21 protein-coding genes and 2 tRNA genes are annotated in these 23,158 nt (G+C 66.8%); 15 read left to right on the top strand and 8 right to left on the bottom strand.

Annotated elements, in window-relative coordinates:
* The first annotated feature begins 17 nt into the window (after positions 1-17).
* The 3 genes from ACSX1C_RS12935 (at position 18) to ACSX1C_RS12925 (ending at position 4,619) form a co-directional block, all read left to right on the top strand.
* Complete coding sequence (locus ACSX1C_RS12935) at positions 18-1,205, top strand: ATP phosphoribosyltransferase regulatory subunit (protein WP_439886450.1); 1,188 nt, start codon at positions 18-20, stop codon at positions 1,203-1,205.
* Positions 1,206-1,259: 54 nt separating this feature from the next.
* Positions 1,260-2,555, top strand: coding sequence for an adenylosuccinate synthase (locus ACSX1C_RS12930; RefSeq protein WP_439886449.1), 1,296 nt, complete (start codon positions 1,260-1,262; stop codon positions 2,553-2,555).
* 129 nt (positions 2,556-2,684) lie between these two features.
* Positions 2,685-4,619, top strand: a complete 1,935-nt coding sequence (locus ACSX1C_RS12925) for a methyl-accepting chemotaxis protein (protein ID WP_439886448.1) — start codon at positions 2,685-2,687, stop codon at positions 4,617-4,619.
* A 92-nt stretch (positions 4,620-4,711) separates the two neighbouring features.
* Here the strand turns inward: ACSX1C_RS12925 and ACSX1C_RS12920 are convergent.
* A tRNA-Leu gene (locus ACSX1C_RS12920) sits at positions 4,712-4,798 on the bottom strand.
* An 80-nt stretch (positions 4,799-4,878) separates the two neighbouring features.
* Positions 4,879-4,965: transfer RNA gene (locus ACSX1C_RS12915), tRNA-Leu, on the bottom strand.
* 206 nt (positions 4,966-5,171) lie between these two features.
* On the opposite strand from ACSX1C_RS12915, the gene rnr reads away from it, so the two are divergent.
* From rnr to dnaB, 7 genes are all read left to right on the top strand, one after another.
* The gene (rnr, locus tag ACSX1C_RS12910; protein WP_439886447.1) at positions 5,172-7,712 is read left to right on the top strand and encodes a ribonuclease R; all 2,541 of its coding nucleotides are present in this window, start codon (positions 5,172-5,174) and stop codon (positions 7,710-7,712) included.
* The gene (gene rlmB, locus ACSX1C_RS12905; RefSeq protein ID WP_439886446.1) at positions 7,709-8,464 is read left to right on the top strand and encodes a 23S rRNA (guanosine(2251)-2'-O)-methyltransferase RlmB; all 756 of its coding nucleotides are present in this window, start codon (positions 7,709-7,711) and stop codon (positions 8,462-8,464) included. Before rnr ends, rlmB begins: the two co-directional genes overlap by 4 nt.
* Positions 8,465-8,676: 212 nt before the next feature.
* Positions 8,677-9,102 (top strand): 30S ribosomal protein S6, encoded by a 426-nt coding sequence (gene rpsF, locus ACSX1C_RS12900; protein WP_318644874.1) that lies wholly within the window; start codon positions 8,677-8,679, stop codon positions 9,100-9,102.
* A gap of 28 nt (positions 9,103-9,130) precedes the next feature.
* Positions 9,131-9,361, top strand: coding sequence for a 30S ribosomal protein S18 (gene rpsR, locus ACSX1C_RS12895; RefSeq protein WP_213639508.1), 231 nt, complete (start codon positions 9,131-9,133; stop codon positions 9,359-9,361).
* 36 nt (positions 9,362-9,397) lie between these two features.
* Complete coding sequence (locus tag ACSX1C_RS12890; protein WP_318644875.1) at positions 9,398-10,291, top strand: hypothetical protein; 894 nt, start codon at positions 9,398-9,400, stop codon at positions 10,289-10,291.
* A gap of 21 nt (positions 10,292-10,312) precedes the next feature.
* On the top strand, positions 10,313-10,759 hold the full coding sequence (rplI, locus tag ACSX1C_RS12885; protein ID WP_213639506.1) for a 50S ribosomal protein L9: 447 nt from the start codon (positions 10,313-10,315) through the stop codon (positions 10,757-10,759).
* A 117-nt stretch (positions 10,760-10,876) separates the two neighbouring features.
* Positions 10,877-12,271, top strand: a complete 1,395-nt coding sequence (dnaB, locus tag ACSX1C_RS12880; protein ID WP_318644876.1) for a replicative DNA helicase — start codon at positions 10,877-10,879, stop codon at positions 12,269-12,271.
* A 10-nt stretch (positions 12,272-12,281) separates the two neighbouring features.
* Here the strand turns inward: dnaB and ACSX1C_RS12875 are convergent, their stop codons facing one another.
* The 3 genes from ACSX1C_RS12875 to ACSX1C_RS12865 all read right to left on the bottom strand — a co-directional run bounded on the left by ACSX1C_RS12875 (position 12,282) and on the right by ACSX1C_RS12865 (position 15,525).
* The gene (locus ACSX1C_RS12875) at positions 12,282-12,983 is read right to left on the bottom strand and encodes a helix-turn-helix transcriptional regulator (RefSeq protein ID WP_369960075.1); all 702 of its coding nucleotides are present in this window, start codon (positions 12,981-12,983) and stop codon (positions 12,282-12,284) included.
* A gap of 64 nt (positions 12,984-13,047) precedes the next feature.
* Entirely contained in the window at positions 13,048-13,413 is a 366-nt protein-coding gene (locus tag ACSX1C_RS12870) for a VOC family protein (protein WP_439886445.1), read from the bottom strand.
* Positions 13,414-13,623: 210 nt separating this feature from the next.
* Positions 13,624-15,525 (bottom strand): diguanylate cyclase domain-containing protein, encoded by a 1,902-nt coding sequence (locus ACSX1C_RS12865; RefSeq protein WP_439886444.1) that lies wholly within the window; start codon positions 15,523-15,525, stop codon positions 13,624-13,626.
* Between the two features lie 198 nt (positions 15,526-15,723).
* On the opposite strand from ACSX1C_RS12865, the gene ACSX1C_RS12860 reads away from it, so the two are divergent.
* Complete coding sequence (locus ACSX1C_RS12860) at positions 15,724-18,045, top strand: YgiQ family radical SAM protein (protein ID WP_439886443.1); 2,322 nt, start codon at positions 15,724-15,726, stop codon at positions 18,043-18,045.
* Between the two features lie 62 nt (positions 18,046-18,107).
* On the opposite strand, the gene ACSX1C_RS12855 is transcribed toward ACSX1C_RS12860, so the two are convergent.
* From ACSX1C_RS12855 to ACSX1C_RS12845, 3 genes are all read right to left on the bottom strand, one after another.
* On the bottom strand, positions 18,108-19,373 hold the full coding sequence (locus tag ACSX1C_RS12855) for an Hsp70 family protein (RefSeq protein WP_439886442.1): 1,266 nt from the start codon (positions 19,371-19,373) through the stop codon (positions 18,108-18,110).
* A 102-nt stretch (positions 19,374-19,475) separates the two neighbouring features.
* Entirely contained in the window at positions 19,476-19,913 is a 438-nt protein-coding gene (locus ACSX1C_RS12850; RefSeq protein ID WP_439886441.1) for a YqaA family protein, read from the bottom strand.
* 55 nt (positions 19,914-19,968) lie between these two features.
* Positions 19,969-20,697 (bottom strand): VC0807 family protein, encoded by a 729-nt coding sequence (locus tag ACSX1C_RS12845; RefSeq protein WP_439886440.1) that lies wholly within the window; start codon positions 20,695-20,697, stop codon positions 19,969-19,971.
* A 242-nt stretch (positions 20,698-20,939) separates the two neighbouring features.
* On the opposite strand from ACSX1C_RS12845, the gene ACSX1C_RS12840 reads away from it, so the two are divergent.
* The 4 genes from ACSX1C_RS12840 to ACSX1C_RS12825 all read left to right on the top strand — a co-directional run bounded on the left by ACSX1C_RS12840 (position 20,940) and on the right by ACSX1C_RS12825 (position 23,158).
* Positions 20,940-21,269, top strand: a complete 330-nt coding sequence (locus tag ACSX1C_RS12840) for a hypothetical protein (RefSeq protein WP_439886439.1) — start codon at positions 20,940-20,942, stop codon at positions 21,267-21,269.
* On the top strand, positions 21,263-21,886 hold the full coding sequence (locus ACSX1C_RS12835; protein WP_439886438.1) for a substrate-binding domain-containing protein: 624 nt from the start codon (positions 21,263-21,265) through the stop codon (positions 21,884-21,886). The genes ACSX1C_RS12840 and ACSX1C_RS12835 overlap by 7 nt, the downstream gene beginning before the upstream one ends.
* Before the next feature lie 107 nt (positions 21,887-21,993).
* Positions 21,994-22,260 carry a DksA/TraR family C4-type zinc finger protein gene (locus ACSX1C_RS12830; protein WP_439886437.1) on the top strand — a complete coding sequence of 89 codons (267 nt, stop codon included), beginning with the start codon at positions 21,994-21,996 and terminating at the stop codon, positions 22,258-22,260.
* Positions 22,261-22,414: 154 nt separating this feature from the next.
* Positions 22,415-23,158, top strand: coding sequence for a hypothetical protein (locus ACSX1C_RS12825; protein WP_439886436.1), 744 nt, complete (start codon positions 22,415-22,417; stop codon positions 23,156-23,158).

Raw genomic sequence — 23,158 nt, 5'->3', positions numbered from 1 at the left:
GAGAGGGGAAAGGCGAAATGGCAACGGTAGACCGCTGGCTTCTGCCAGATGGCATCGAAGAAGTTCTGCCGCCGGAAGCGGCGCGCATCGAAGTGGCGCGGCGCCAGGTGCTGGATCTGTTCCAGCGCTGGGGCTATGAATTCGTGGTGACGCCGCATATCGAATACCTGGAGTCGCTGCTCACCGGCGCCGGCCAGGATCTGGATCTGCGCACCTTCAAGGTGGTCGACCCACTGTCGGGGCGGCAGATGGGCTTTCGCGCGGATATCACCCCGCAGGTGGCGCGCATCGACGCCCACACCCTGCGCCGCGAGGGGCCGAGCCGTCTGTGCTATGCCGGCAGCGTGCTGCATGCCCAGCCGCGGGCGCTGACCACTTCGCGCAGCCCGATCCAGTTGGGCGCCGAGCTGTACGGCGACGCCAGCCCGGCCAGCGATGTCGAGGTCATCAGCCTGCTGGTGGATATGCTCGAGCTGGCGGTGGTGCCGGACGTGCACATGGACCTCGGGCATGTCGGCATCTACCGGGGCCTAGCCCGTGCCGCCGGCCTGTCCGGCGAGGTCGAGCAGCAGCTGTTCGATGCGCTGCAGCGCAAGGCCATGGACGAGATCGCCGCGCTGACCGCGTCGCTGCCGGCGTCGCTGGGCAAGATGCTGCGCGCCCTGGCCGAGCTCTGCGGTGGTCGCGAGGTGCTGGACCTGGCCCAGGCGTGCCTGGTCGAGGCGCCGGGCGAGGTGCATGCCGCGCTGGACGAGCTGGTGGCGATCGCCGATGCCTTGAGCCTGCGCTTTCCCGAACTGCCGCTGTACTTCGACCTGGGCGAGCTGCGCGGCTACCACTATCACACCGGCGTGGTGTTCGCCGCGTTCGTGCCGGGCGTCGGCCAGTCGATCGCCCAGGGGGGGCGCTATGACGACATCGGCGCCGACTTCGGTCGAGCGCGGCCGGCCACGGGCTTCTCCACCGACCTGAAGACCCTGGTCGGCCTGGGACGGATGCAGCTCGGCGAGCAGCCGGCCGGCATCTGGGCGCCGGACAGTCACGATGTATACCTGTGGCAGGCGGTCCAGCGCCTGCGCAGCGAGGGTGCGCGCGTGGTGCAGGCGCTGCCCGGGCAGGAATTGACCGATGCGCATGAGGCCGGCTGCGATCGCCAGCTGCTGCTGCGCGATGGCCGTTGGCAGGTGGCGCCGCTGGCGTCCTGAATCGTTTCCGCCGGCTGCGGCCGGCATCAAGCTTGCGCGAAGAGGACAAGTGTTATGGGTAAGAATGTCGTAGTCCTGGGGACCCAGTGGGGCGATGAGGGCAAGGGCAAGATCGTCGACCTGCTGACCGAGCAGGCCGCCGCCGTGGTGCGTTACCAGGGTGGCCACAATGCCGGCCACACCCTGGTCATCGACGGCGAGAAGACCGTGCTGCACCTGATCCCCTCGGGCATCCTGCGCGAGGGTGTCGAGTGCCTGATCGGCAACGGTGTGGTGGTCGCCCCCGATGCGCTGCTGCGCGAAATCACCAAGCTGGAAGAGAAGGGCGTGCCGGTGCGTCAGCGCCTGCGCATCAGCCCGGCCTGCCCGCTGATCCTGTCCTACCACGTGGCTCTCGACCAGGCGCGGGAGAAGGCCCGGGGCGACGCCAAGATCGGCACCACCGGTCGCGGCATCGGCCCAGCCTACGAAGACAAGGTGGCGCGCCGCGGCCTGCGGGTCGGCGACCTGTTCCACCGCGAGCGCTTCGCCGCCAAGCTCGGCGAGTTGCTGGACTACCACAACTTCGTGCTGCAGAACTTCTACAAGGAGCCGGCCATCGACTTCCAGAAGACCCTGGACGAGTGCATGGAGTACGCCGAGCTGCTCAAGCCGATGATGGCCGATGTCACCGCGGTGCTGCACGAGCTGCGCCGCGCGGACAAGGACATCATGTTCGAGGGCGCCCAGGGCTCGCTGCTGGACATCGACCACGGCACCTATCCCTACGTGACCAGCTCCAACACCACCGCCGGCGGCATCGCCACCGGCTCGGGCTTCGGTCCGCTGTACCTGGACTACATCCTCGGCATCACCAAGGCCTACACCACCCGGGTCGGTTCCGGTCCGTTCCCCACCGAGCTGTTCGATGACGTCGGCGCCTTCCTCGCCAAGCGCGGCCACGAGTTCGGCGCCACCACCGGGCGCGCCCGCCGCTGCGGCTGGTTCGATGCGGTGATCCTGCGTCGCGCCATCGAGATCAACAGCATCTCCGGCCTGTGCCTGACCAAGCTGGATGTGCTCGACGGCCTGGAGACCATCCGCATCTGCACCGGCTACAAGGATGCCGCGGGCCAGGTGCTGGTCGACGCGCCCACCGATGCCGACAGCTACCTGGGTCTGCAGCCGGTGTACGAGGAGATGCCGGGCTGGAGCGAGTCCACCCTGGGCGCCAAGAGCCTGGACGAGCTGCCGGCCAATGCCCGGGCCTACATTAAGCGCGTCGAGGAGCTGGTCGGTGCGCCGATCGACATCATCTCCACCGGCCCGGACCGCAACGAGACCATCGTGTTGCGCCATCCGTTCGCCTGATAGTCGGTGCTGCCGCAGCAAAGGGTCGCCTCGTGCGGCCCTTTGTCGTTCTGGTGCGGCGCCTGTGAGGGCTAAACCTTTCCCGGTTGCCGCCGTTATAGCCTGTACGGTTTAAGAGGAGTCCTGCCCGTGTCCGCCATCGTTCTGTTGTTGCGCAGCCGCCTGCTGCGTCCGGTGTTTTTGGCCCTGGGGGCGGCCTTGCTGGCACAGGTGCTGGTGGCGGTGGCGCTTACGCGCACGACGGTCACGGCGCTGGTGGAGGACCTGGGGCAGCGCCTCGGTGCGGATACTCGGCGCCTGTCGGGCGATCTCGAGGCGGCCGGGCGCGAGGTGCAGGGCGGCCTGGAGGGGGTCTCCGCGCGGATGCAGGGCAGTCTGACCGACGGCCTGAAGCAGCGCCTGAGCGCCGAGCAGGCCCAGTTGCGCGAGGTCCTGGGGCGCAATCTCCGCCAGTCGGCCGATGATCAGGCGCAGCTGCTCGCCGCGGTCGCACCCAAGGCCATCTGGGACAGCGATGTGCCGGCGCTGACCGAGCTGGTGCGCATGGCTCATCGCAACCCGGGGGTGTTGTTCGCCGTGTACCTGGATGCCCAGGGCGAGCGCCTGACCCGGCACGTCAATCGTCAGGATCCGCGAGTCAAGGCGTTGATCGAGCGCGGCGAGGGGCGCGGCACCCTGGACAAGCTGCTCAATGCCGCGGCAGGCGATCCGGGCGTGCATGTCAGCGAGGCCTCGATCAGCCCCATGGGGGCGGAAATCGGCAAGGTGCTGTTGGGGGTCTCCACCGTCGAGGTGGAGCAGGAGCTGTCGGCCCTGGACCAGCGTTTCGTCGCCCTGATCGGCAGCAGTGGTCAGCTGGTGTCCGATGGCCTGAGTCGTGCCGCGGCCGACAGCGGTTCGGCCCTGGCCGCGCGCCTGGGCAGCGCGCAGCGGGTGGCGGCGGACATGACGCACAACAGTCGTCTGGCGGTCGAGGCGGCTGCCGCCGAGTTGCGCTGGAATATCGGCCTGGGCCTGGCGCTGATCGGCCTGGGCATTCTCCTGGTGGTGGCGCTGGTGCTCGGGCGCCGGGTGCTCAGCCGGCTGCATACGCTGATCGTCGCGCTGGATGACTGGGCGGCCGGTGAGGGGGATTTGACGCGGCGGGTCGAGTTGGCCAGTCGCGACGAGATCGGCGACATGGCGGCGGCGGTCAATCGCTTCGTCGCCAAGCTGCAGCCGATCGTCCGCGAGGCGGGGGAGGTGGCGGTGCGCACCGGCCAGGAAATCGCCAGCCTGAGCGCGCGCAGCGCCGCGGCGGAGGCAGCGGCCGGGCGTCAGCGGGACGAAGTGGCCGGCAGCCTTCAGGCACTGGCGCAGATGGCTGACGAGGCGCAGGCGGAGAGTCAGGCCATGCAGGAGGCCCTGCAGCGGGTGGCGGCGATTCGCCAGGCGGCCGACGACAACGCGGCGATCGCCACTCGGGTCGGTAGCGCCATCGAAGAGCTGGTGGGGCGCGTGGGTGACGGCGCGGCGGTGATCGAGCGCCTGGCGCGGCAGAGCGAGCAGATCGAGGTGGTGCTGACGGTGATCCATGGTATCGCCGAGCAGACCAACCTGTTGGCGCTGAATGCGGCGATCGAGGCGGCGCGCGCCGGAGAGAGCGGTCGCGGCTTCGCCGTGGTGGCCGACGAGGTGCGCGCGCTGGCGAGCAAGACCCAGCAGTCGACCGGCGACATCCAGGCGCATATCGGCGCATTGCAGGAGGGCGCTCGCGAGGCGGTGGGGGTGATCGGCCAGGCCGGTCAGCAGGCCGACAAGGGGTTGTTGGCATTGCGCGAGAGCGCCCGGGTGCAGCAGGCGGTGCAGGCGGCGGTGGAGGAGGTGCATGGCGCCATCAATGCAGCGACGCAAGCGGCGGCGCATCAGGCCGAAGGTGCCGACGCGGTGCGTGGGCGGGTCGAGGTGATCCATGCCGAGGCGCAGCGCGCGGCCGAGGCGGTGGCGGCCACCGCGCAGAGCGGAAGGGTATTGGATGGTCTGGCGACGCAGCTCAAGGCCAGCCTGGGGCAGTTCCGCGTCTAGGTCGCGGCGGCGTCACTTCGGTGGCGCCGTGGCGAGGCACGGTAAATCGCAGGCATAAAAAAACCGAGTCAGCGGCTCGGTTTTTTAGAATTTGGTGCCCAGGAGAAGACTCGAACTTCCACGATCTTGCGATCACTGATACCTGAAACCAGCGCGTCTACCAATTCCGCCACCTGGGCACAGCTACAATGTTCGTCGTTGCCGACACGGATCATTGTCTCCGTTTGTTACTCGCCGAGCGATAAGCTCGGTTTGAAATTGGTGCCCAGGAGAAGACTCGAACTTCCACGATCTTGCGATCACTGATACCTGAAACCAGCGCGTCTACCAATTCCGCCACCTGGGCACTGAAACCGATGATTGCTCATCTGCTTCGTGTTACAACGTCTGCTCGACGCTGTGGGCGCGAACTATACGGTCGCCCATGGGGCTTGTAAACCCCTAGGCGACAAGAAATTTTATTCTGCGCACCGGGCTGACCCGAACCCTGGTTTCGCGCTTCAATAGACATATGGCAAACCGACGTTATATAGAAAAGGTGAACTCCCTCTAATGGCCGATTGGCAATCCCTCGATCCCGAGGCCGCTCGTGAGGCGGAAAAATACGAAAACCCCATTCCCAGCCGCGAGCTGATTCTGCAGCACCTCGCCGAGCGCGGCTCCCCGGCCAATCGCGAGCAGTTGCAGGACGAATTCGGCCTCGACAGCGATGAGCAGATCGAAGCCCTGCGCCGCCGCCTGCGCGCCATGGAGCGCGACGGTCAACTGATCTACACCCGCCGCGGCACCTATGCCCCGGTGGACAAGCTGGACCTGATCCTCGGCCGTATCAGCGGCCACCGCGACGGCTTCGGTTTCCTGATTCCCGACGACGGCAGTGACGACCTGTTCCTCAGCCCCGCGCAGATGCGCCTGGTGTTCGACGGCGACCGCGCCCTGGCGCGGGTCTCCGGCCTGGACCGGCGTGGTCGCCGCGAGGGCGCCATCGTCGAGGTGATTTCCCGAGCCCACGAGACCATAGTGGGGCGCTACTACGAGGAGAGCGGCATCGGCTTCGTGGTCGCCGACAACCCGAAAATTCAGCAGGAAGTGTTGGTCACCCCGGGGCGCAACGCCGGGGCCAAACAGGGCCAGTTCGTCGAGGTGAAGATCACCCACTGGCCGACCCCGCGCTTCCAGCCCCAGGGCGACGTGCTCGAAGTTGTGGGCAATTACATGGCCCCGGGCATGGAGATCGACGTGGCGCTGCGCAGCTACGACATCCCCCACGTGTGGCCGGAGGCCGTGCTCAAGGAGGCGCGCAAGCTCAAGCCGGAGGTCGAGGAGAAGGACAAGGACAAGCGCATCGACCTGCGCCACCTGCCTTTCGTCACCATCGACGGCGAGGATGCCCGTGACTTCGACGACGCGGTGTATTGCGAGAAGAGCGGCGGCAACTGGCGCCTGTTCTCCGGCGGCTGGAAGCTCTACGTGGCCATCGCCGACGTCTCCCATTATGTGAAGGTGGATTCGGCGCTGGACGCCGAGGCCCAGGTGCGCGGTAACTCGGTGTACTTCCCCGAGCGGGTGATCCCGATGCTGCCCGAGGAGCTGTCCAACGGCCTGTGCTCGCTCAACCCGCAGGTCGACCGTCTGGCCATGGTCTGCGAGATCAGCATCTCCAAGACTGGCAAGATGACCGACTACTGCTTCTACGAGGCAGTGATCCACTCCCATGCGCGGCTGACCTACAACAAGGTCAGTGCCATGCTCGAGCAGCCCAAGAGCAGCGAGGGCAAGGCCCTGCGTGGCGAGTACAAGGAGGTGCTGCCGCACCTCAAGCAGCTCTATTCGCTCTATCAGGTGCTGTTGGCCGCTCGCCATGAGCGCGGCGCCATTGATTTCGAGACCCAGGAAACCCGGATCATCTTCGGCTCTGGGCGCAAGATCGCCGAGATCCGCCCAACCCAGCGTAACGACGCGCACAAGCTGATCGAGGAATGCATGCTGGCGGCCAACGTCGCCACCGCGGCGTTCATGCAGAAGCACGAAATCCCGGCGCTGTACCGGGTGCACGACGGTCCGCCGCCGGAGCGGCTGGAGAAGCTCAAGGCCTTCCTCACCGAGCTGGGCCTGTCGCTGCATCGCGGCAAGGCCAAGGAGGGGCCGTCGCCCAAGGACTACCAGGCGCTGCTGGAGAGCATTCGCGAGCGTCCGGACTATCACCTGATTCAGACGGTGATGCTGCGCTCGCTGAGTCAGGCGGTGTACAGCGCCGACAATCAGGGTCACTTCGGCCTGAATTACGACGCCTACGCCCACTTCACCTCGCCGATTCGCCGCTACCCGGACCTGCTGATCCACCGGGCGATTCGCAGCGTGATCCGCTCCAGGCAGGACACCCCGCACGTCAAGCGCGCCGGCGCGGTGAGCATGCCCAAGGCACGCATCTATCCATACGACGAGCCGGCCCTGGAGCAGCTCGGCGAGCAGTGCTCGATGTCCGAGCGGCGCGCCGACGAGGCGACCCGCGACGTGGTCAACTGGCTCAAGTGCGAATTCATGAAGGATCGGGTCGGCGAGACCTTCCCCGGGGTGATCACCGCGGTGACCGGCTTCGGTCTGTTCGTCGAGCTGACCGACATCTACGTCGAAGGCCTGGTACATGTCACCGCCCTGCCGGGCGACTACTACCACTTCGATCCGGTGCACCACCGCCTGGCCGGCGAGCGCAGCGGGCGCAGTTTCCGCCTCGGCGACACGGTTGCGGTGAAGGTCATGCGGGTCGATCTGGACGAGCGCAAGATCGACTTCGAATTGGCCCTAGGCGCCGGCACGGAACCTGCGGGGCGCCGGCGCGGTGGTTTCGAGTCCGCCCCCGCCAAGGGTGGGCGTCGCGGCGAGCGTGCGGCTGCCGGCAATACCGACGTCGAGAAGAGTCGCGAATTGAAAAAGGCGTTGCTCAGCGAGTCCAAGAGCAAGTCGCCCAAGGGGCGCGGTGGCAAGACCGAGGCGGCAAAGAGCGGCAAGCCCAGCAAGCACCGCAAGGGGCCGCCGAAGGCGGAGTCCGGCGGCAATGGCGGCGGGCCGCGCAAGCGTAAGGCGAAGTCATGAGTCAGTTGGAAAAGATCTACGGCGTGCATGCCGTGGAGGCGCTGCTGCGCCACCACCCCAAGCGGGTCAAGCAGGTCTGGCTGGCCGAGGGGCGTAGCGATCCGCGGGTGCAGGTTCTGGTTGAGCTGGCGGCGCAGGCGCGGGTCAGCGTCGGTCAGTGCGAGCGGCGCGAGATGGATGCCTGGGTCGAGGGCGTGCACCAGGGTGTGGTAGCGGATGTCAGTCCGAGTCAGGTGTGGGGCGAGGCGATGCTCGAAGAGCTGCTCGATCGCGCCGAAGGGCCGCCGCTGTTGCTGGTGCTCGACGGCGTGACCGACCCGCACAACCTCGGCGCCTGTCTGCGCACCGCCGATGCCGCCGGTGCCTTGGCGGTGATAGTGCCGAAGGACAAGTCGGCCACCCTCAACGCCACGGTGCGCAAGGTCGCCTGCGGTGCCGCCGAGGTGGTGCCCCTGGTGGCGGTGACCAACCTGGCGCGCAGTTTGGAAAAACTCCAGCAGCGTGGTCTGTGGGTGGTCGGCACCGCCGGCGAGGCCGAGCAGGAGCTGTACCAGCAGGACCTGACCGGGCCCACCGTGCTGATCATGGGCGCCGAGGGCAGGGGCATGCGTCGCCTGACCCGCGAGCACTGCGATTATCTGGTCAAGCTGCCGATGGCCGGCAGCGTCAGCAGCCTGAACGTCTCTGTGGCCACCGGCGTCTGCCTGTTCGAAGCGCTGCGCCAGCGCAAGGCCGGGGCGCCCAAGGCCTGAGGTCGCGTCGCCCGGTCGCAATAGGACGGCGCCCTCGCGGTTGCTCAAATAATCACCAGTTCGCCTTGCGTGCGGCAGGGGGCTTCTCTAGAATGGCGCCCCTTGTCGTGACGGCAGGCGCCTTCGTGCCTTCCCTCCGGCAAGACCCACAGAGTCATTCACTCCTTGCCTGACCACGCCACGTGGCAGGCTACAACCCGTAAGGAGCATTTATGCGTCATTACGAAATCATCTTTCTGGTGCACCCGGACCAGAGCGAGCAAGTCGGCGGCATGGTCGAGCGTTACACCAAGCTGATCGAAGAGGACGGCGGCAAGATCCACCGCCTGGAAGACTGGGGCCGTCGTCAGCTGGCTTACGCCATCAACAACGTCCACAAGGCACACTACGTGATGCTCAACGTCGAGTGCACCGGCAAGGCCCTGGCCGAGCTGGAAGACAACTTCCGCTACAACGATGCCGTGATCCGTAACCTGGTCATCCGTCGCGACGAAGCCGTTACCGGTCAGTCCGAGATGCTCAAGGCCGAAGAAAACCGCAGTGAGCGCCGCGAGCGTCGCGACCGTCCTGAAAGCGCTGAGTCCAACGACAGCAGCGATGACAGCGACAGCAACGACAGCGACAACGCTGACGAGTAATTCACGGATCTATTGAGGAGCCAATCACATGGCACGTTTCTTCCGTCGTCGTAAATTCTGCCGTTTCACCGCAGAGAACGTGAAAGAGATCGATTTCAAGGATCTCAACACCCTGAAGGCCTACATCTCGGAAACCGGCAAGATCGTTCCTAGCCGCATCACCGGTACCAAGGCTCGTTATCAGCGTCAGCTGGCCACCGCTATCAAGCGCGCCCGCTTCCTGGCCCTGCTGCCCTACACCGACAGCCACGGCCGCTGAGACCGGATGCTCGACAAGTAGTAAGGGATAGATCGCATGCGTGCCTTGGCTGAATTCATCATGCGCGGCCGCATGCAGGCCACCCTGGTGGTGGTGGGTTCTGCGGCATTGCCGCTGCTGTTCTGGTTGAGTGCCGCCGCGGGAAGCCTGGTGCTTCTGCGGCGCGGTTCGAGCGATGCCCTGGGCATCCTCGCCTGGGCCCTGCTGCCGGCGATTGGCTGGTGGTATTTCGGTGAGCCGCGCACCCTGTTGGTGCTGCTCGGTGCGCTGGGGCTGGCGTTGTTGTTGCGCGCCGGTCAGTCCTGGAATCGTGTGCTGCTGTGCAGCGTGGCATTGGGCCTGGTGTATGGGCTGGTCTTGGGCGCGGTGTTCCGCGAGCCCATCGAGGCGATGGCGGGTGAGCTGCAGAAGCTCCTGCCGCAGATGCTCGATGGGGTCCACCAACAGATGACGGTGGACGAGCGAGCGCGCCTGGAGAGCCTGATCGCACCGGTGCTGACCGGATTGCTGGCGGCCTTGTTGCAGATCGTCAGCCTGCTGAGCCTGATGCTCGGGCGTTATTGGCAGGCGCTGTTGTACAACCCCGGTGGTTTCGGGCGCGAGTTCCGCGCCCTGCGACTGCCGCCGGCGCAGGCGATGTTGCTGCTGGTCGGCTTGTTGCTCGGCCCCAATCTGGGGCCGCAGCTGGCGATGCTGACGCCGCTGTGCAGCGTGCCGCTGGCGTTCGCCGGCATCGGCCTGTTGCACGGGCTGGTGGCGCAGGGGCGACTGGCGAAGTTCTGGCTGGTCGGGCTGTACATCACGCTGCTGTTGTTCATGCAGCTGACCTATCCGTTACTGGTGGTCTTGGCCATCGTCGACAGTCTGTTTGATTTTCGTGGTCGCTTCGCGCGCAAGCACGGCGCGGGGCCCACGGACGGTGAAGGTTAAAAGTTAAGAGGTAAGACCCAAATGGAAGTCATCCTGCTGGAAAAAATCGCCAATCTGGGCAACCTGGGCGACAAAGTGAACGTTAAGGCCGGTTACGGCCGTAACTTCCTGCTGCCGCAAGGCAAGGCCACCGCCGCTACCGCCGCGAACGTCGCCGCGTTCGAAGCGCGTCGCGCCGAGCTGGAGAAGCTGGCTGCCGAGAAGAAGGCCTCCGCCGAAACTCGCGCCGCTCAGCTGGCCGAGCTGGAAGTCACCATCACCGCTACCGCGGGCGATGAGGGCAAGCTGTTCGGTTCCATCGGCACCCACGACATCGCCGACGCCCTGACCGCCTCCGGCGTGGAAGTGGCCAAGGCCGAAGTGCGTCTGCCGAACGGCACCATTCGCCAGGTCGGCGAATACGACGTGGCCGTGCACCTGCACACCGACGTCGAAGCAACCGTCAAGGTTGTCGTAGTCGCCGCCTAAGGCATGCGACCAAGCGGGCTTGCGCTCAGGTGCAGGCTCGCTAACATCGGGCACGACATTGCGTAAGCGATGCCGTGCCCTTTGTTTTTCATCCCCAGAATTTCTGCCCAGAGCCCTATGAACGACATCAGCATTCCCGAGCAGTACGACCTGCAAACCTCCGCCCTGAAGGTGCCGCCGCACTCGATCGAGGCCGAGCAGGCCGTGCTCGGTGGCCTGATGCTGGATAACAATGCCTGGGAGCGGGTGCTCGACCAGGTCTCCGACGGCGACTTCTACCGCCACGACCACCGGTTGATCTTCCGCGCCATCTACAAGCTGGCCGAGCGCAACCAGCCGTTCGACGTGGTCACCCTGTCCGAGCAGTTGGACAAGGAGGGCCAGCTGTCCCAGGTCGGCGGCCTGGCCTACCTCGGCGAGCTGGCCAAGAACACCCCCTCGGTGGCCAACATCAAGGCTTATGCGCAAATCATCCGCGAGCGCGCCACCCTGCGTCAGCTGATCGGCATCAGCAGCGAGATCGCCGACAGCGCCTATGCCCCGGAGGGCCGCACCGGCGAGGAGATTCTCGACGAGGCCGAGCGGCTGATCTTCCAGATCGCCGAGGCGCGGCCGAAGACCGGTGGCCCGGTCGGGATCAACGACATCCTGGTCAAGGCCATCGACCGCATCGACCAGCTGTTCAATGCCGGCGATGCCATCACCGGCCTGTCCACCGGCTTCACCGACCTGGACAACCTGACCAGCGGCCTGCAGCCGGCCGACATGATCATCGTCGCCGGCCGTCCGTCCATGGGTAAGACCACCTTCGCCATGAACCTGGTGGAAAACGCCCTGATGCGCAGCGACAAGGCGGTGCTGGTGTACTCCCTGGAGATGCCCTCGGAGTCCATCGTCATCCGTATGCTCGCCTCGCTGGGGCGCATCGACCAGACCAAGGTGCGTGCCGGCCGCCTGGACGACGACGACTGGCCGCGGCTGACCAGCGCGGTCAACCTGCTCAACGACCGCAAGCTGTTCATCGACGATACCGCGGGCATCTCGCCGAGCGAGATGCGTGCGCGTACCCGGCGCCTGGCCCGCGAGCACGGCGAGATCGGCCTGATCATGGTCGACTACCTGCAGCTGATGCAGATCCCCGGCTCCAGCGGCGACAGCCGGGTCAACGAGATCTCCGAGATCTCCCGCTCGCTCAAGGGCCTGGCCAAGGAGTTCAACTGTCCGGTGATCGCCCTGTCCCAGCTCAATCGCGGCCTCGAACAGCGGCCCAACAAGCGCCCGATCAACTCCGACCTGCGCGAGTCCGGGGCGATCGAGCAGGACGCCGACATCATCCTGTTCGTCTACCGCGACGAGGTCTATCACCCGGAGACCGAGTACAAGGGCGTGGCCGAGATCATCATCGGCAAGCAACGTAACGGCCCCTTGGGGACCGCACGCCTGGCCTTCCTCGGCAAATACTCGCGTTTCGAGAACCTGGCGCCGGGCAGCTACCAGTTCGACGACGAATAAGCGCCCGAACTCAGGACCTGTAGTCGGGGGCGAGCGCGGCCTTGCCCAGGTAGGGGGCGAGGTAGTCCGCCAGGCGCTGGCCCTCTGCGGTCTCGAAGGTTTCCTCGGTGTCGTTGAGCTGTTCCACCCGATCGATGCGGAAGTTGCGAAAGTCATTGCGCAATTCGCACCAGCTGCACAGGGTCCAGGTTTGGCCCCAGAAGAACAGGCCCAGGGGCCAGATGCGGCGCAGGCTGGCCTGACCGTTTTCGTCACGATAGCCGAGCTGCAGTTTGCGCCGCTGACGTATCGCCTGACGCACCTGCGCGAGCCAGTGCACCGGGTAACGATTCACCTCGGGGGCGAATAGCTGGTTGCGGTTGAATTCGTCGCGCAGGGCGTTGGGCAGTACGCCGTGGATCTTCGCCAGGGCCGATTCGGCGGCCCGGCGCAGTTGCGGGTCGGCCCAGGCCTTGACCATCTGCGCGCCGATCAGCAGGGCCTCGATCTCCTCGCGCTCGAACATCAGCGGCGGCAGGTCCATGGGCTGGCGCAGCACATAGCCGACCCCGGCTTCGCCCTCCAGCGGCACGCCGGAAAGCGACAGGTCCTGGATATCCCGATAGATGGTGCGCACCGACACCTGCAGGCGCTCGGCCAGCCACTGGGCGGTGGTCAGCCGGCGGCTGCGCAGGAACTGCACGATCTGAAACAGACGGTCGGCGCGCCTCATGACCCATCCCTGATAAAAGGGCTGGCCGGCCTCTGGGAGGACGACCAGCAGGTGCGAGGTGGCTTCAGGACATGCTGTGCAGGCCCACCTCATTGCCTTCGCTGTCTTTTATCACAGCGATAAAGCCGTGGGGGGCGATGGACATCTTGCCCTGGATAATCACCCCGCCCGCGGCCGGCACCCGGTTCACCACGGCGTCCAATTGCCCTTCCACGTTCAGGTAGACGCGAGTGCCGCCTACGCCGCTCTGCTGTTCGGCCGAGTGGCTCAGGCAGCCGCCCACACCACTTTCCGGGGCATGGGGGAACAGGGCCATGCGGCCGCCCATGCCCTCGATCACCTCCAGCGGTCTGGCCAGGACCCGCTCATAGAAATTATGGGCGCGCTCGAAGTCGCCGGTGAACAGTTCGAACCAGTTAAGTGCATTCATCTTCTCTCTCCTTGAATGGCGGTGATGTCAGCAGGTCGACGCCAGGGGGGGCGTGCTTCAACCTGCCGAGGCCACTCTAGGCCAGGGCTGCTGACAGCCTGCTGTCAGTAGCCCGCAGCCCCGCCGACTGCTGCCAATGGCGACCCGCGCCGGGCCTGTGGCCGGCGCAGGCTCCTTGGGCCGGCGGATAAGGCGGACGAGCCTGGGCGCTTAGCCCAGGCCGCTCGGTATGTTCAGCACGTCCAGCTGCAGGCGGGCATTGCGGCTCAGCTCGCCGTCTTCGCCGCACACCGCCGAGCCCGAGCGGCCACGGGCCTTGACCTTGTAGAGCATTTCGTCGGCGGCCTTGTACAGGCTGGTGAAGGTGCTGGCGTGTTGTGGATAGAGCGCCCCGCCGATGCTGATGGTCACGTTCAGGGGCGCGGCGCCATACAGTACCGGCTGCGCCAGGGCCACCAGCAGGCGCCCGGCGATCTCCCGGGCATGCAGCTCGGCATCCGGGCCGCAGATCAGGGCGGCAAATTCATCGCCGCCCAGGCGCGCCACGGTATCGCCTGCGCGCACCTGTTCACGCAGGCGCTGGGCGATGATCTGCAGCATCAGGTCGCCGGCGTCGTGGCCGAACCTGTCGTTGATCGGCTTGAAGTGGTCGAGGTCGATCAGCAACAGGGCCAGGCTCTGGCCGCGCCGCTTGGCGTCGGCCAGGGCTGCTTCGCAGCGCTCCACCAGGTAGCGGCGATTGGGCAGCTCGGTCAGCGGGTCATGGAAGGCGGCATGCTGCAACTCCTGTTCCCGTAGCTGCAGGCGCGCGTTGGCCGCCGCCAGTTCGGCGGTGCGGCGCGCCACGGCGCTCTGCAGTTCGTCCGCATTGGCCTGGGCCAGCGCCAGGCGGGCGGTCTTCTCGCGGTCCGCCTGGCGCAGGGCCACGTTTTTTTCCCGCTTGAGCAACTGGATGCGATAGGCCAGGGCGAAGGAGAACAGGATGGACTCGGCGGCGACCGCCAGGGGGAAGACGTAGGCGTTGAGCGCCGAGGGCTGCAGCACGCCGGTGGCGCGCAGCAGCAGGATGCCGATGCTGCCGAGCACCAGGCCGTAACCGCAGAGGTACAGCAGGGCGGGGAAGAAGCCCTGGCGCCAGCGGATCAGGGCGCTGCCGAGCGCCGCGGGGATGCTGGTCAGCGACAGCAGGGCGATGATCCAGGCCGCCGGACCGCGCAGGCCGAGGGCGGTCAGGGCGATGGCCGCGACATAGACCAGACAGGCCATGCTCAGCAGCCGGTGGGCCCAGGGCACGTGGCGCCGGGTCTGCAGCAGGGCCTGGGTGAAACGGCTGGCGCACAGGCCCCAGAGGGAGGGCAGGGTGATGCGGTCCAGCCAGAATGGTACGGCCTGGCCGGGCCACAGGTACTGAGCGCCGTGGCCGGTCATGCTGAGGATGAACACCAGGGCGAAGCCGGTGGTCAGCACGTACCAGAAGTAGGCGCTGTCGCGCAGGCTGAAGAGGATGAACAGGTTGTACAGCAGCAGGGCCAGGATCACCCCGTAGATCAGGCCCAGGCCGAGGTTCTCCCGGGCGGCAACGCGGTCGAGCTCCGCCACTTGCCAGATGCGCAGCGGGAAGGAGTTGCCGGCGGGGTCGTAGGTGCGCAGGTAGAGGGTCAGCGGCTGTTCGTTCACCGGCGGCAGGCGGAACAGCGCGCGTCGGTAGGGGTGGTCGCGGCCGGCGGCGAAGCTCGCCCGTTCGCCCGCTTGACGTCCATGCCAGCCGCCCTGGCCGTCGGGGAGAAACAGCTGCAGGTCCAGCAGGGTCACCGCGCCGACTTCCAGCCACCAGTGACGCGGCGCATCGTGGCTGCGCGTCAGTTCCAGCTTGATCCACCAGGGGTTGCGGCTCTGGCCGACGCTGGCGCGGCCGTCGGCGGGGCGAAAGCGGGCCTGTACGGCGGGGTCGGCCATGTCGTCGATGCTCAGCCGGGCACCGATATCCTCCAATAGTTCGACATGCCGGTTGAGTGAGGCGCCGCTGCTGTCGCTGCCCAGCACCATGGGTGAAGCCCAGGCGCCGCCGGCCAAGGCCAACAGCAGGATGAATGAGGAGATCGACTGCCGCACCGCAAACCCCCTGTCCCGGCTCAGATTGCGCCGGTGTCTTTTGGCCGCAGTATAGCCGTAAGCCATTGGCGCCAGCATGCAGCGGGTGGGCGGTGGGCCGCATGGGGGCATCGGCAAAACCCAGCGCGATCGTCGGGTTTGATCAAAATTTGTGCTATATTCCGCGGCCGATCAAACCCGCACTCCTCGGTCCTCGTCATGCAAGCAGCCAAGCCGTTATTCGACTATCCAAAATACTGGGCCGAGTGCTTCGGCCCGGCGCCCTTCCTGCCGATGAGCCGGGAAGAGATGGATCAGCTCGGCTGGGACAGCTGCGACATCATCATCGCCACCGGCGATGCCTACGTCGATCATCCGTCGTTCGGCATGGCCATCATCGGTCGCCTGCTGGAGGCCCAGGGCTTTCGCGTGGGCATCATCGCCCAGCCTAACTGGCAGTCGAAAGACGATTTCATGAAGCTCGGCGAGCCCAACCTGTTCTTCGGCGTGGCGGCCGGCAACATGGACTCGATGATCAACCGCTACACGGCGGACAAGAAGATCCGCTCGGACGACGCCTACACTCCCGGTGGCCTGGCCGGCGCCCGTCCGGACCGCGCCAGCCTGGTCTACAGCCAGCGCTGCAAGGAGGCCTACAAGCACGTGCCGATCGTCCTCGGCGGCATCGAGGCCTCGCTGCGCCGCATCGCCCACTACGACTACTGGCAGGACAAGGTGCGCCATTCGATCCTGATCGATGCCTGCGCCGACATCCTGCTGTACGGCAACGCCGAGCGCGCCGTGGTGGAGATCGCCCAGCGCCTGGCCCAGGGCCAGCAGATCGCGGACATCACCGACATTCGCGGCACCGCCTTCATCCGCAGGGACACGCCCGAGGGTTGGCTGGAGATCGACTCCACGCGCATCGACCGGCCGGGCAAGATCGACAAGATCATCAACCCCTACGTGAACACCCAGGACACCGCCGCCTGCGCCATCGAGCAGGAGAAGGGGGCGGCCGACCGCGGACCGCAGGACGACCCCAACGAGGCCAAGGTGGTGCAACTGCTGCCGCACCCGCGCCTGGAGCGCGACAGGACGGTGATCCGCCTGCCGTCCTTCGAGAAGGTGCGCGGCGACGCCGTGCTCTACGCCCACGCCAACCGCGTGCTGCACCTGGAGACCAACCCGGGCAACGCCCGCGCCCTGGTGCAGAAGCACGGCGAGGTGGACGTGTGGTTCAACCCGCCCCCCATCCCCATGACCACCGAGGAGATGGACTACGTGTTCGGCATGCCCTATGCGCGGGTGCCGCACCCGGCCTATGGCAAGGCGAAGATCCCGGCCTACGAGATGATCCGCTTCTCGGTCAACATCATGCGCGGCTGCTTCGGCGGCTGCACCTTCTGCTCGATCACCGAGCACGAGGGCCGGATCATCCAGAACCGCTCCCACGAGTCGATCATCCGCGAGATCGAGGAGATGCGCGACAAGGTGCCGGGCTTCACCGGGGTGGTCTCGGACCTGGGCGGGCCGACCGCCAACATGTACCGCATCGCCTGCAAGGACCCGGAGATCGAGCGTCACTGCCGCAAGCCGTCCTGCGTGTTCCCCGGCATCTGCGAGAACCTGAATACCGACCATTCGTCCTTGATCGAGCTGTACCGCAAGGCCCGCGCCCTGCCCGGGGTGAAGAAGATCCTGATCGCCTCCGGCCTGCGCTACGACCTCGCCGTGGAGTCGCCGGAATACGTCAAGGAGCTGGTCACCCACCATGTCGGCGGCTACCTGAAGATCGCCCCGGAGCACACCGAGCGCGGCCCGCTGGACAAGATGATGAAGCCGGGCATCGGCAGCTACGACAAGTTCAAGCGCATGTTCGAGAAGTACTCCAAGGAGGCGGGCAAGGAGCAGTACCTGATCCCCTACTTCATCGCCGCGCACCCGGGCACCACCGACGAGGACATGATGAACCTCGCGCTGTGGCTCAAGCGCAACGATTTCCGCGCCGACCAGGTGCAGGCCTTCTACCCCTCGCCGATGGCCACCGCCACCGCCATGTACCATTCGGGCAAGAACCCGCTGCGCAAGGTGACCTACAAGAGCGACGGCGTGAGCATCGTCAAGAGCGAGGCCCAGCGGCGCCTGCACAAGGCCTTCCTGCGCTACCACGATCCCCGTGGTTGGCCGCTGCTGCGCGAGGCCCTGGAGCGCATGGGCCGCGCCGACCTGATCGGTCCGGGCAAGCACCAGCTGATTCCGCTGCACCAGCCGGCGACCGACAGCTACCAGAGTGCGCGACGCAAGAACTCCACGCCGGCCGGCAGCAAGAAGGTCGGTGCCCAGGGCAAGACGGCCGGCAAGATCCTCACCCAGCACAGCGGCCTGCCGCCGCGCGGCAGCGACGGCAGCCAGCCCTGGGACAAGCGCGAGCAGGCCAAGGCGGCCGCCGAGGCGCGGGCCAAGGCCGAACGCAGCGGCAAGGGCGCGGACAAGAAGGGTGGCAAGAAGCCGGCCAAGCGCCCGGTGGCGCCGCGCTGAGTTCCCGCGCAACAAAAACGCCAGCTGAGTGCTGGCGTTTTTGTTGCGGCCTGGGTCGCTGTTCAGCCGTAACGCTTGTGCGCCTCGATGGCCAGGCCGCTGCCGATGCTGCCGAAGTTGTTGCCTTCCACGTGGCGGGCATTGGGCAGCAGCGCCGCCACGCCCTGGCGCAGCGCCGGGATGCCGCTGGAGCCGCCGGTGAAGAACAGCGTATCGACCCGCTCGACGCCGACCTCGGCGCTTGCCAGCAACTGCCCGACGCTGGCGCGGATGCGCTGCAGCAGCGGCTCGATGGCACCTTCGAAGCGTTCGCGGCTCAGCTCGGCGACCAGCCCCGGCTCGATGCGCCGCAGGTCGACGGGGCGCGCCTCCTGTTCGGTCAGGGCAATCTTGCTGTCCTCCACCTGCATCGCCAGCCAGTGTCCGGCGCGCTGCTCGATCAGGCTGAACAGGCGGTCGATGCCGGTCGGGTCGAGGATGTCGTAGCGCATGCTCTGCAGCTGGCGCTGCGACTGCGCCGAATAGACGGCATTGATGGTATGCCAGGTGGCCAGGTTGAGGTGGTGGCTGGTGGGCATGGGGGCGTCGCTCTTCATCCGGCTGCCGTAGCCGAACAGCGGCATCACCCCGGCCAGGGACAGCTGCTTGTCGAAGTCGGTACCGCCGACGTGCACGCCGCCGGTGGCGAGGATGTCCTCATGACGGTCGGCGACGGCGCGGCGCTCGGGGGATAGGCGCACCAGGGAGAAGTCCGAGGTGCCGCCGCCGATGTCGACGATCAACACCAGCTCCTCGCGGTCGATGCCCGACTCGTAGTCGAAGGCCGCGGCGATCGGCTCGTACTGGAAGGACACCTCCTTGAAACCGAGCGTGCGGGCCACCGCCACCAGGGTGTCCTGTGCCTCCTGGTCGGCCGCCGGGTCATCGTCGACGAAGAACACCGGGCGGCCCAGCACCACTTCCTCGAACGGCCGGCCGGCCACGGCCTCGGCGCGCTGCTTGAGCTGGCCGATAAACAGGCCGAGCAGCTCCTGGAACGGCAGGGCGCTGCCCAGCACCGTGGTCTCGCTCTTGAGCAGCTTGGAGCCCAGCAGGCTCTTGAGCGAACGCATCAGGCGGCCCTCGTAGCCCTCCAGGTATTCGTGCAGGGCCAGGCGGCCGTACACCGGGCGGCGCTCCTCGAAATTGAAGAACAGCACCGAGGGCAGGGTGATCTTGCCGTCTTCCAGGGCGATCAGGCGGTCGGCGCCGGGGCGCTGCCAGCCGACGGTGGAGTTGGAGGTGCCGAAGTCGATGCCGCAGGCGCGGGCGGGGAGGGAGAAAGACATGCTGCGCGCTGTTCCAAAAAAACGGCCGCGCATTCTATGCGAGACGCCGGACTATTGCTGCCCCGATCAGCGTGGCTGGCGACGGGTGACGGCTGCCGTCGTTCAGCTCCAGCCCAGGGTCAGGACCGCCAGCACCAGGTAGCGGCCGGTCTTGGCCAGGCTGACGATCAACAGGAAGCGCCACAGCGGCTCGCGCATGATGCCCGCGGCCAGGGTCAGGGGGTCGCCGATGAAGGGCGCCCAGCTGAGCAGCAGCGACCAGTAGCCGTAGTGGCCGTACCAGCCCTGGGCGCGATTCAGCTGGCGCTCGCTCAGGGGAAACCAGCGTTTGTGACGAAAGTGCTCCAGGTAGCGGCCGAGCAGCCAGTTGACCAGCGCGCCGAGCACATTGCCGACGCTGGCCACGGCCAGCAGGGTCCAGACCGGGTAGGCGTCGCTGAGCAGCAGGCCCACCAGCACGGCTTCGGACTGCAGGGGCAGCAGGGTGGCGGCGCCCAGTGCGGCGAGAAACAGGCCGAAATAGGCCGAGAGGGTCAGCATGCGGGGCGGGTCGGAGACGGGCGCGCCAGCCTGGGCGACGCGCTCCCGGACGGGCTCAGGACTGCGGTTCCTGGCCGGCGTGGGCCATGATCTCTTCCAGCTTGAGGCCGGTGAGGCCGTGGATGGTGCGCCACAGGTAGTAGAAGATGGCCATCAGCATGATCATCGAGGGGATGGCGATCATCGGGTAGCTGAGCAGGTTCATGCGCCCCAGTTCGGCGTTGAAGGCCTCGCTGCCGGCCGGGCTGACCACTATCCACTTGGCCAGGACGTAGTTCATCGCCGAGGAGAAGAAGAAGGTGCCGCTCAGCCAGTAGGTGGCACGCAGCAGGCGGGCCTCGAAGGCCGCGGTGTGCCCGCCCTGCTCCAGGCGGTCGTGGATCTTGTCGACGTCCAGCACCGATTTGTTGAGCAGCATGGTGCGGATCAGCGGGTAGCGCGTGTGGGTGGAGACCAGCACGGCGATGCCGATCAGCCCGGGCACCGCGGCCTCCTTGATCGCCAGCCACTGGTTGTCCAGCTTGAGCAGGCCGATGCCGCCGGTGAGCAGCACGCTGATCAGCCCGAGCAGGGCGATGAAGTTGAACTTGCGGTACTTGACCAACTCGAACAGGCCCCAGCCGAGGGGAAACGCCAGGGCCAGCACCAGGGCGCCGTCGGCGCCGAGCCTGGCCTCGCCGCTGAGCTTCATCAGGATCAGCGAAGGAATCAGAAGGCTGATGAGCAGGTCGACCAGCGGGCGGGGTTTGTGCGCGGCGGGGGCGGCGGGCGTGGTGTCGGTCATGTCTCGTTCGAAAACTAGGTATGAGCGGCGATGATCGCCTGCCTGGGCCGCGGCCGCCAGTCCGATTGTCGGTTGGACTGTGACAAGGTTGTGCAGAGTGGCGCTGAGGCAGGCTCGACTGCCGCGCCGCGGCGGTAATCCGGCGCAGGATGGCCGTGCGACCTCTGGCCTCGTCAAGGCTTTGATACTAAGGTGATATCACTCGCGGTGTTAGTGGCCGTTGCGGCCGCAGGAGTCCGATCATGCAGTCCTTTCCGACTGTTCAGCGGCTCGCCCTGCTCTGTGCTTTAGGTGCGGTGTTGGCGCAGCCGATTGCGGCAAAGGATTGCATCGGTATGGTGCCGGCCGGCACCCAGGTTTTTTGGCGGCAGGTGGAAGCCGGCGCCCGGCAGGCGGCGCTGGACGCGGATATAGAGCTCCATCTGCGTGGCCCTCGCCGGGAGGGCAGCGTGGCGACGCAGCTGCAGTTGATCGACAAGGTGCTGGAGCCGGGCTGCAAGGCCTTGATCATCGCCCCGGCCGGGCCCAGATCAACGCCAAGGCCAGCGAGCTCAAGGATCAGGGGGTGCTGACCTTCTATATCGACCGCGATGTCGGCGGCCGCGACGTACAGGCGTTGATCGCCACGAACAACTACCGGGCCGGCCAGGCCGCGGGGCGCTATGTCGCGCGGCGCCTGGGCAGCAAGGGGCGCGTGGGCGTGATCCGCATGACCCCGGAGATCGCCTCGACCAGCGCCCGGCAACGGGGCTTCATCCAGGCGGTGGAGGCGGCAGGCTTGCGTATCGTCTTCGACCGGCCCCTCGGCGATCCTCCCCATGCGACCTTGGAGGACTTGCGGGAGCAGCTACCGCGGCTCGACGCCCTGTTCACCCCCAACGGCTCCTCGACCCGCCAGGTCTATGCCGCGCTGCTGCGCGTGCAGGCAGCGGGGCAGGTGCTGCACCTGGGTTTCGATGCCGATCCGCTGCTGCTCGAGGCCCTCGGTGCCGGCGGGATCGAGGCGCTGATGGTCCAGCAACCCTACCGCATGGGCTACCAGAGCGTGCTGCTGGCCCGGCGTGCCTTGCGCGAGCAGCGGTTGCAGACGCAGCGGCGCGAGTTCGAGCTGGAGGCCGTGCTGGTGACGCGGGAGAACCTCGACAGTCCTCCGGTCCAGGCCCTGCTGGCCCCGCTCATGCTCCCCTGAGCCGGCGCGGCGGCGACGCGCGTCGGCGATTCGATGGCCAGCGCTTGTAAAACCGCGGCCGGCCGTGCATACCTAACGAATATTCGATCAGCGCTTGAGAGGTGGCTATGGCCGGTGGCTGGGCAAGTGACGGGGCGGTGCAGGAACAGATCGACAGCAGCATCGAGGACGCCATCGCCCGCGCCCGCAGTCAGCTGCCCAGGGGCGAAAGCCTGAGCCGTTGCGAGGAGTGTGACGGGAGCATTCCCGAGGCGCGGCGCCAGGCCATCCCCGGGGTGCGTCTGTGCGTGGCCTGTCAGTCCGAGCATGACAAGCAACGCCAGGCCGGCGCTGGCTATAACCGTCGCGGCAGCAAGGACAGCCAGCTGCGCTGAACCTGAGCTGGTGGAAGAGATCCTGGAGCATCGCCGCGGGCAGGCGACGGTGCAGGACGGGATCGCCCCCTGCCTCGCGTGGTCACTGGGGCTGGCACCCGCCAGGCCCTGCCTGTTGGAGTGAATAGTGCCGCAGTATCGAGGAGCGACAGGGATGGGCACTCGCCTGGTGGTTGCACTGCTCTGCTGGCTCGCCGCCGGACAGGCGCTGGCCGCCGAGCCCATTAGGGTGGCCTGGCGCGACAAGGCGCCTTACCACTATTGGGAGAATGGCCGTGCTCGGGGTTTTCTGTTGCAGCGTGCCCGGCGTCTCTTCGCCGCGGCCGAGGTGCCGGCGGTCTTCGTCGAACGGCCTTCCAAGAGGATCTGGCGGGACTTCCAGCGGGGCAAGCAGGGTTTCTGCTCGATAGGCTGGTACCGCTTGCCGGAGCGGGAGCGGCTCGCCCAGTTCAGCCTGCCCTTCCACGTCGACCCGCCGCACACGCTGCTGGCCAGCGCCGAGACGCTCCCGGCGATCCAGGCGCATGCCAGTTTCGCGTCCCTGCTGGCCGATCCGGACATCAGCCTCGGCGTGGTGGACGGGGTGTCCTACGGGCCCGAGTTGGACGCGTTGATCGCGGGCAGCGCCAATCTGGTCGTGCGCGTCACCCAGTCGCCGGCCGGTCTGATGCAGATGGTGGCGGCCGGGCGCGCGGGCTATATGCTGGCCGATCAGGCCGACTGGCAGTATCTACGCAGCCGGGACGATGGCCTGAGCGGGCTCGCCGAATATCACTTTCGCGACATGCCGCCGGGGCTCGAGCGCTATATCCTGTGCAGCAAGGATGTGTCGACCCAGGTGATGGGGCGCCTCAACCGGGCCATCACGGCCTGGTCGGCACAGGGCGCCGGGCAATGA

It is taken from the genome of Pseudomonas sp. MBLB4123 (assembly GCF_051904775.1).
Classification (GTDB): Bacteria; Pseudomonadota; Gammaproteobacteria; order Pseudomonadales; family Pseudomonadaceae; genus Aquipseudomonas; species Aquipseudomonas benzenivorans_B.
Note: the sequence above shows the minus strand (reverse complement) of the source record. Positions and strands in the feature narration are given on the sequence as shown.

What these genes read in the sequence shown, in the direction of transcription:
- ACSX1C_RS12935 (WP_439886450.1), top strand. Translation starts at nt 18, where the DNA reads ATGGCAACGGTAGACCGCTGGCTTCTGCCAGATGGCATCGAAGAAGTT.
- ACSX1C_RS12930 (WP_439886449.1), top strand. Translation starts at nt 1,260, where the DNA reads ATGGGTAAGAATGTCGTAGTCCTGGGGACCCAGTGGGGCGATGAGGGC.
- rnr (WP_439886447.1), top strand. Translation starts at nt 5,172, where the DNA reads ATGGCCGATTGGCAATCCCTCGATCCCGAGGCCGCTCGTGAGGCGGAA.
- rlmB (WP_439886446.1), top strand. Translation starts at nt 7,709, where the DNA reads ATGAGTCAGTTGGAAAAGATCTACGGCGTGCATGCCGTGGAGGCGCTG.
- rpsF (WP_318644874.1), top strand. Translation starts at nt 8,677, where the DNA reads ATGCGTCATTACGAAATCATCTTTCTGGTGCACCCGGACCAGAGCGAG.
- rpsR (WP_213639508.1), top strand. Translation starts at nt 9,131, where the DNA reads ATGGCACGTTTCTTCCGTCGTCGTAAATTCTGCCGTTTCACCGCAGAG.
- ACSX1C_RS12890 (WP_318644875.1), top strand. Translation starts at nt 9,398, where the DNA reads ATGCGTGCCTTGGCTGAATTCATCATGCGCGGCCGCATGCAGGCCACC.
- rplI (WP_213639506.1), top strand. Translation starts at nt 10,313, where the DNA reads ATGGAAGTCATCCTGCTGGAAAAAATCGCCAATCTGGGCAACCTGGGC.
- dnaB (WP_318644876.1), top strand. Translation starts at nt 10,877, where the DNA reads ATGAACGACATCAGCATTCCCGAGCAGTACGACCTGCAAACCTCCGCC.
- ACSX1C_RS12875 (WP_369960075.1), bottom strand. Translation starts at nt 12,983, where the DNA reads ATGAGGCGCGCCGACCGTCTGTTTCAGATCGTGCAGTTCCTGCGCAGC.
- ACSX1C_RS12870 (WP_439886445.1), bottom strand. Translation starts at nt 13,413, where the DNA reads ATGAATGCACTTAACTGGTTCGAACTGTTCACCGGCGACTTCGAGCGC.
- ACSX1C_RS12860 (WP_439886443.1), top strand. Translation starts at nt 15,724, where the DNA reads ATGCAAGCAGCCAAGCCGTTATTCGACTATCCAAAATACTGGGCCGAG.
- ACSX1C_RS12855 (WP_439886442.1), bottom strand. Translation starts at nt 19,373, where the DNA reads ATGTCTTTCTCCCTCCCCGCCCGCGCCTGCGGCATCGACTTCGGCACC.
- ACSX1C_RS12850 (WP_439886441.1), bottom strand. Translation starts at nt 19,913, where the DNA reads ATGCTGACCCTCTCGGCCTATTTCGGCCTGTTTCTCGCCGCACTGGGC.
- ACSX1C_RS12845 (WP_439886440.1), bottom strand. Translation starts at nt 20,697, where the DNA reads ATGACCGACACCACGCCCGCCGCCCCCGCCGCGCACAAACCCCGCCCG.
- ACSX1C_RS12840 (WP_439886439.1), top strand. Translation starts at nt 20,940, where the DNA reads ATGCAGTCCTTTCCGACTGTTCAGCGGCTCGCCCTGCTCTGTGCTTTA.
- ACSX1C_RS12830 (WP_439886437.1), top strand. Translation starts at nt 21,994, where the DNA reads ATGGCCGGTGGCTGGGCAAGTGACGGGGCGGTGCAGGAACAGATCGAC.
- ACSX1C_RS12825 (WP_439886436.1), top strand. Translation starts at nt 22,415, where the DNA reads ATGGGCACTCGCCTGGTGGTTGCACTGCTCTGCTGGCTCGCCGCCGGA.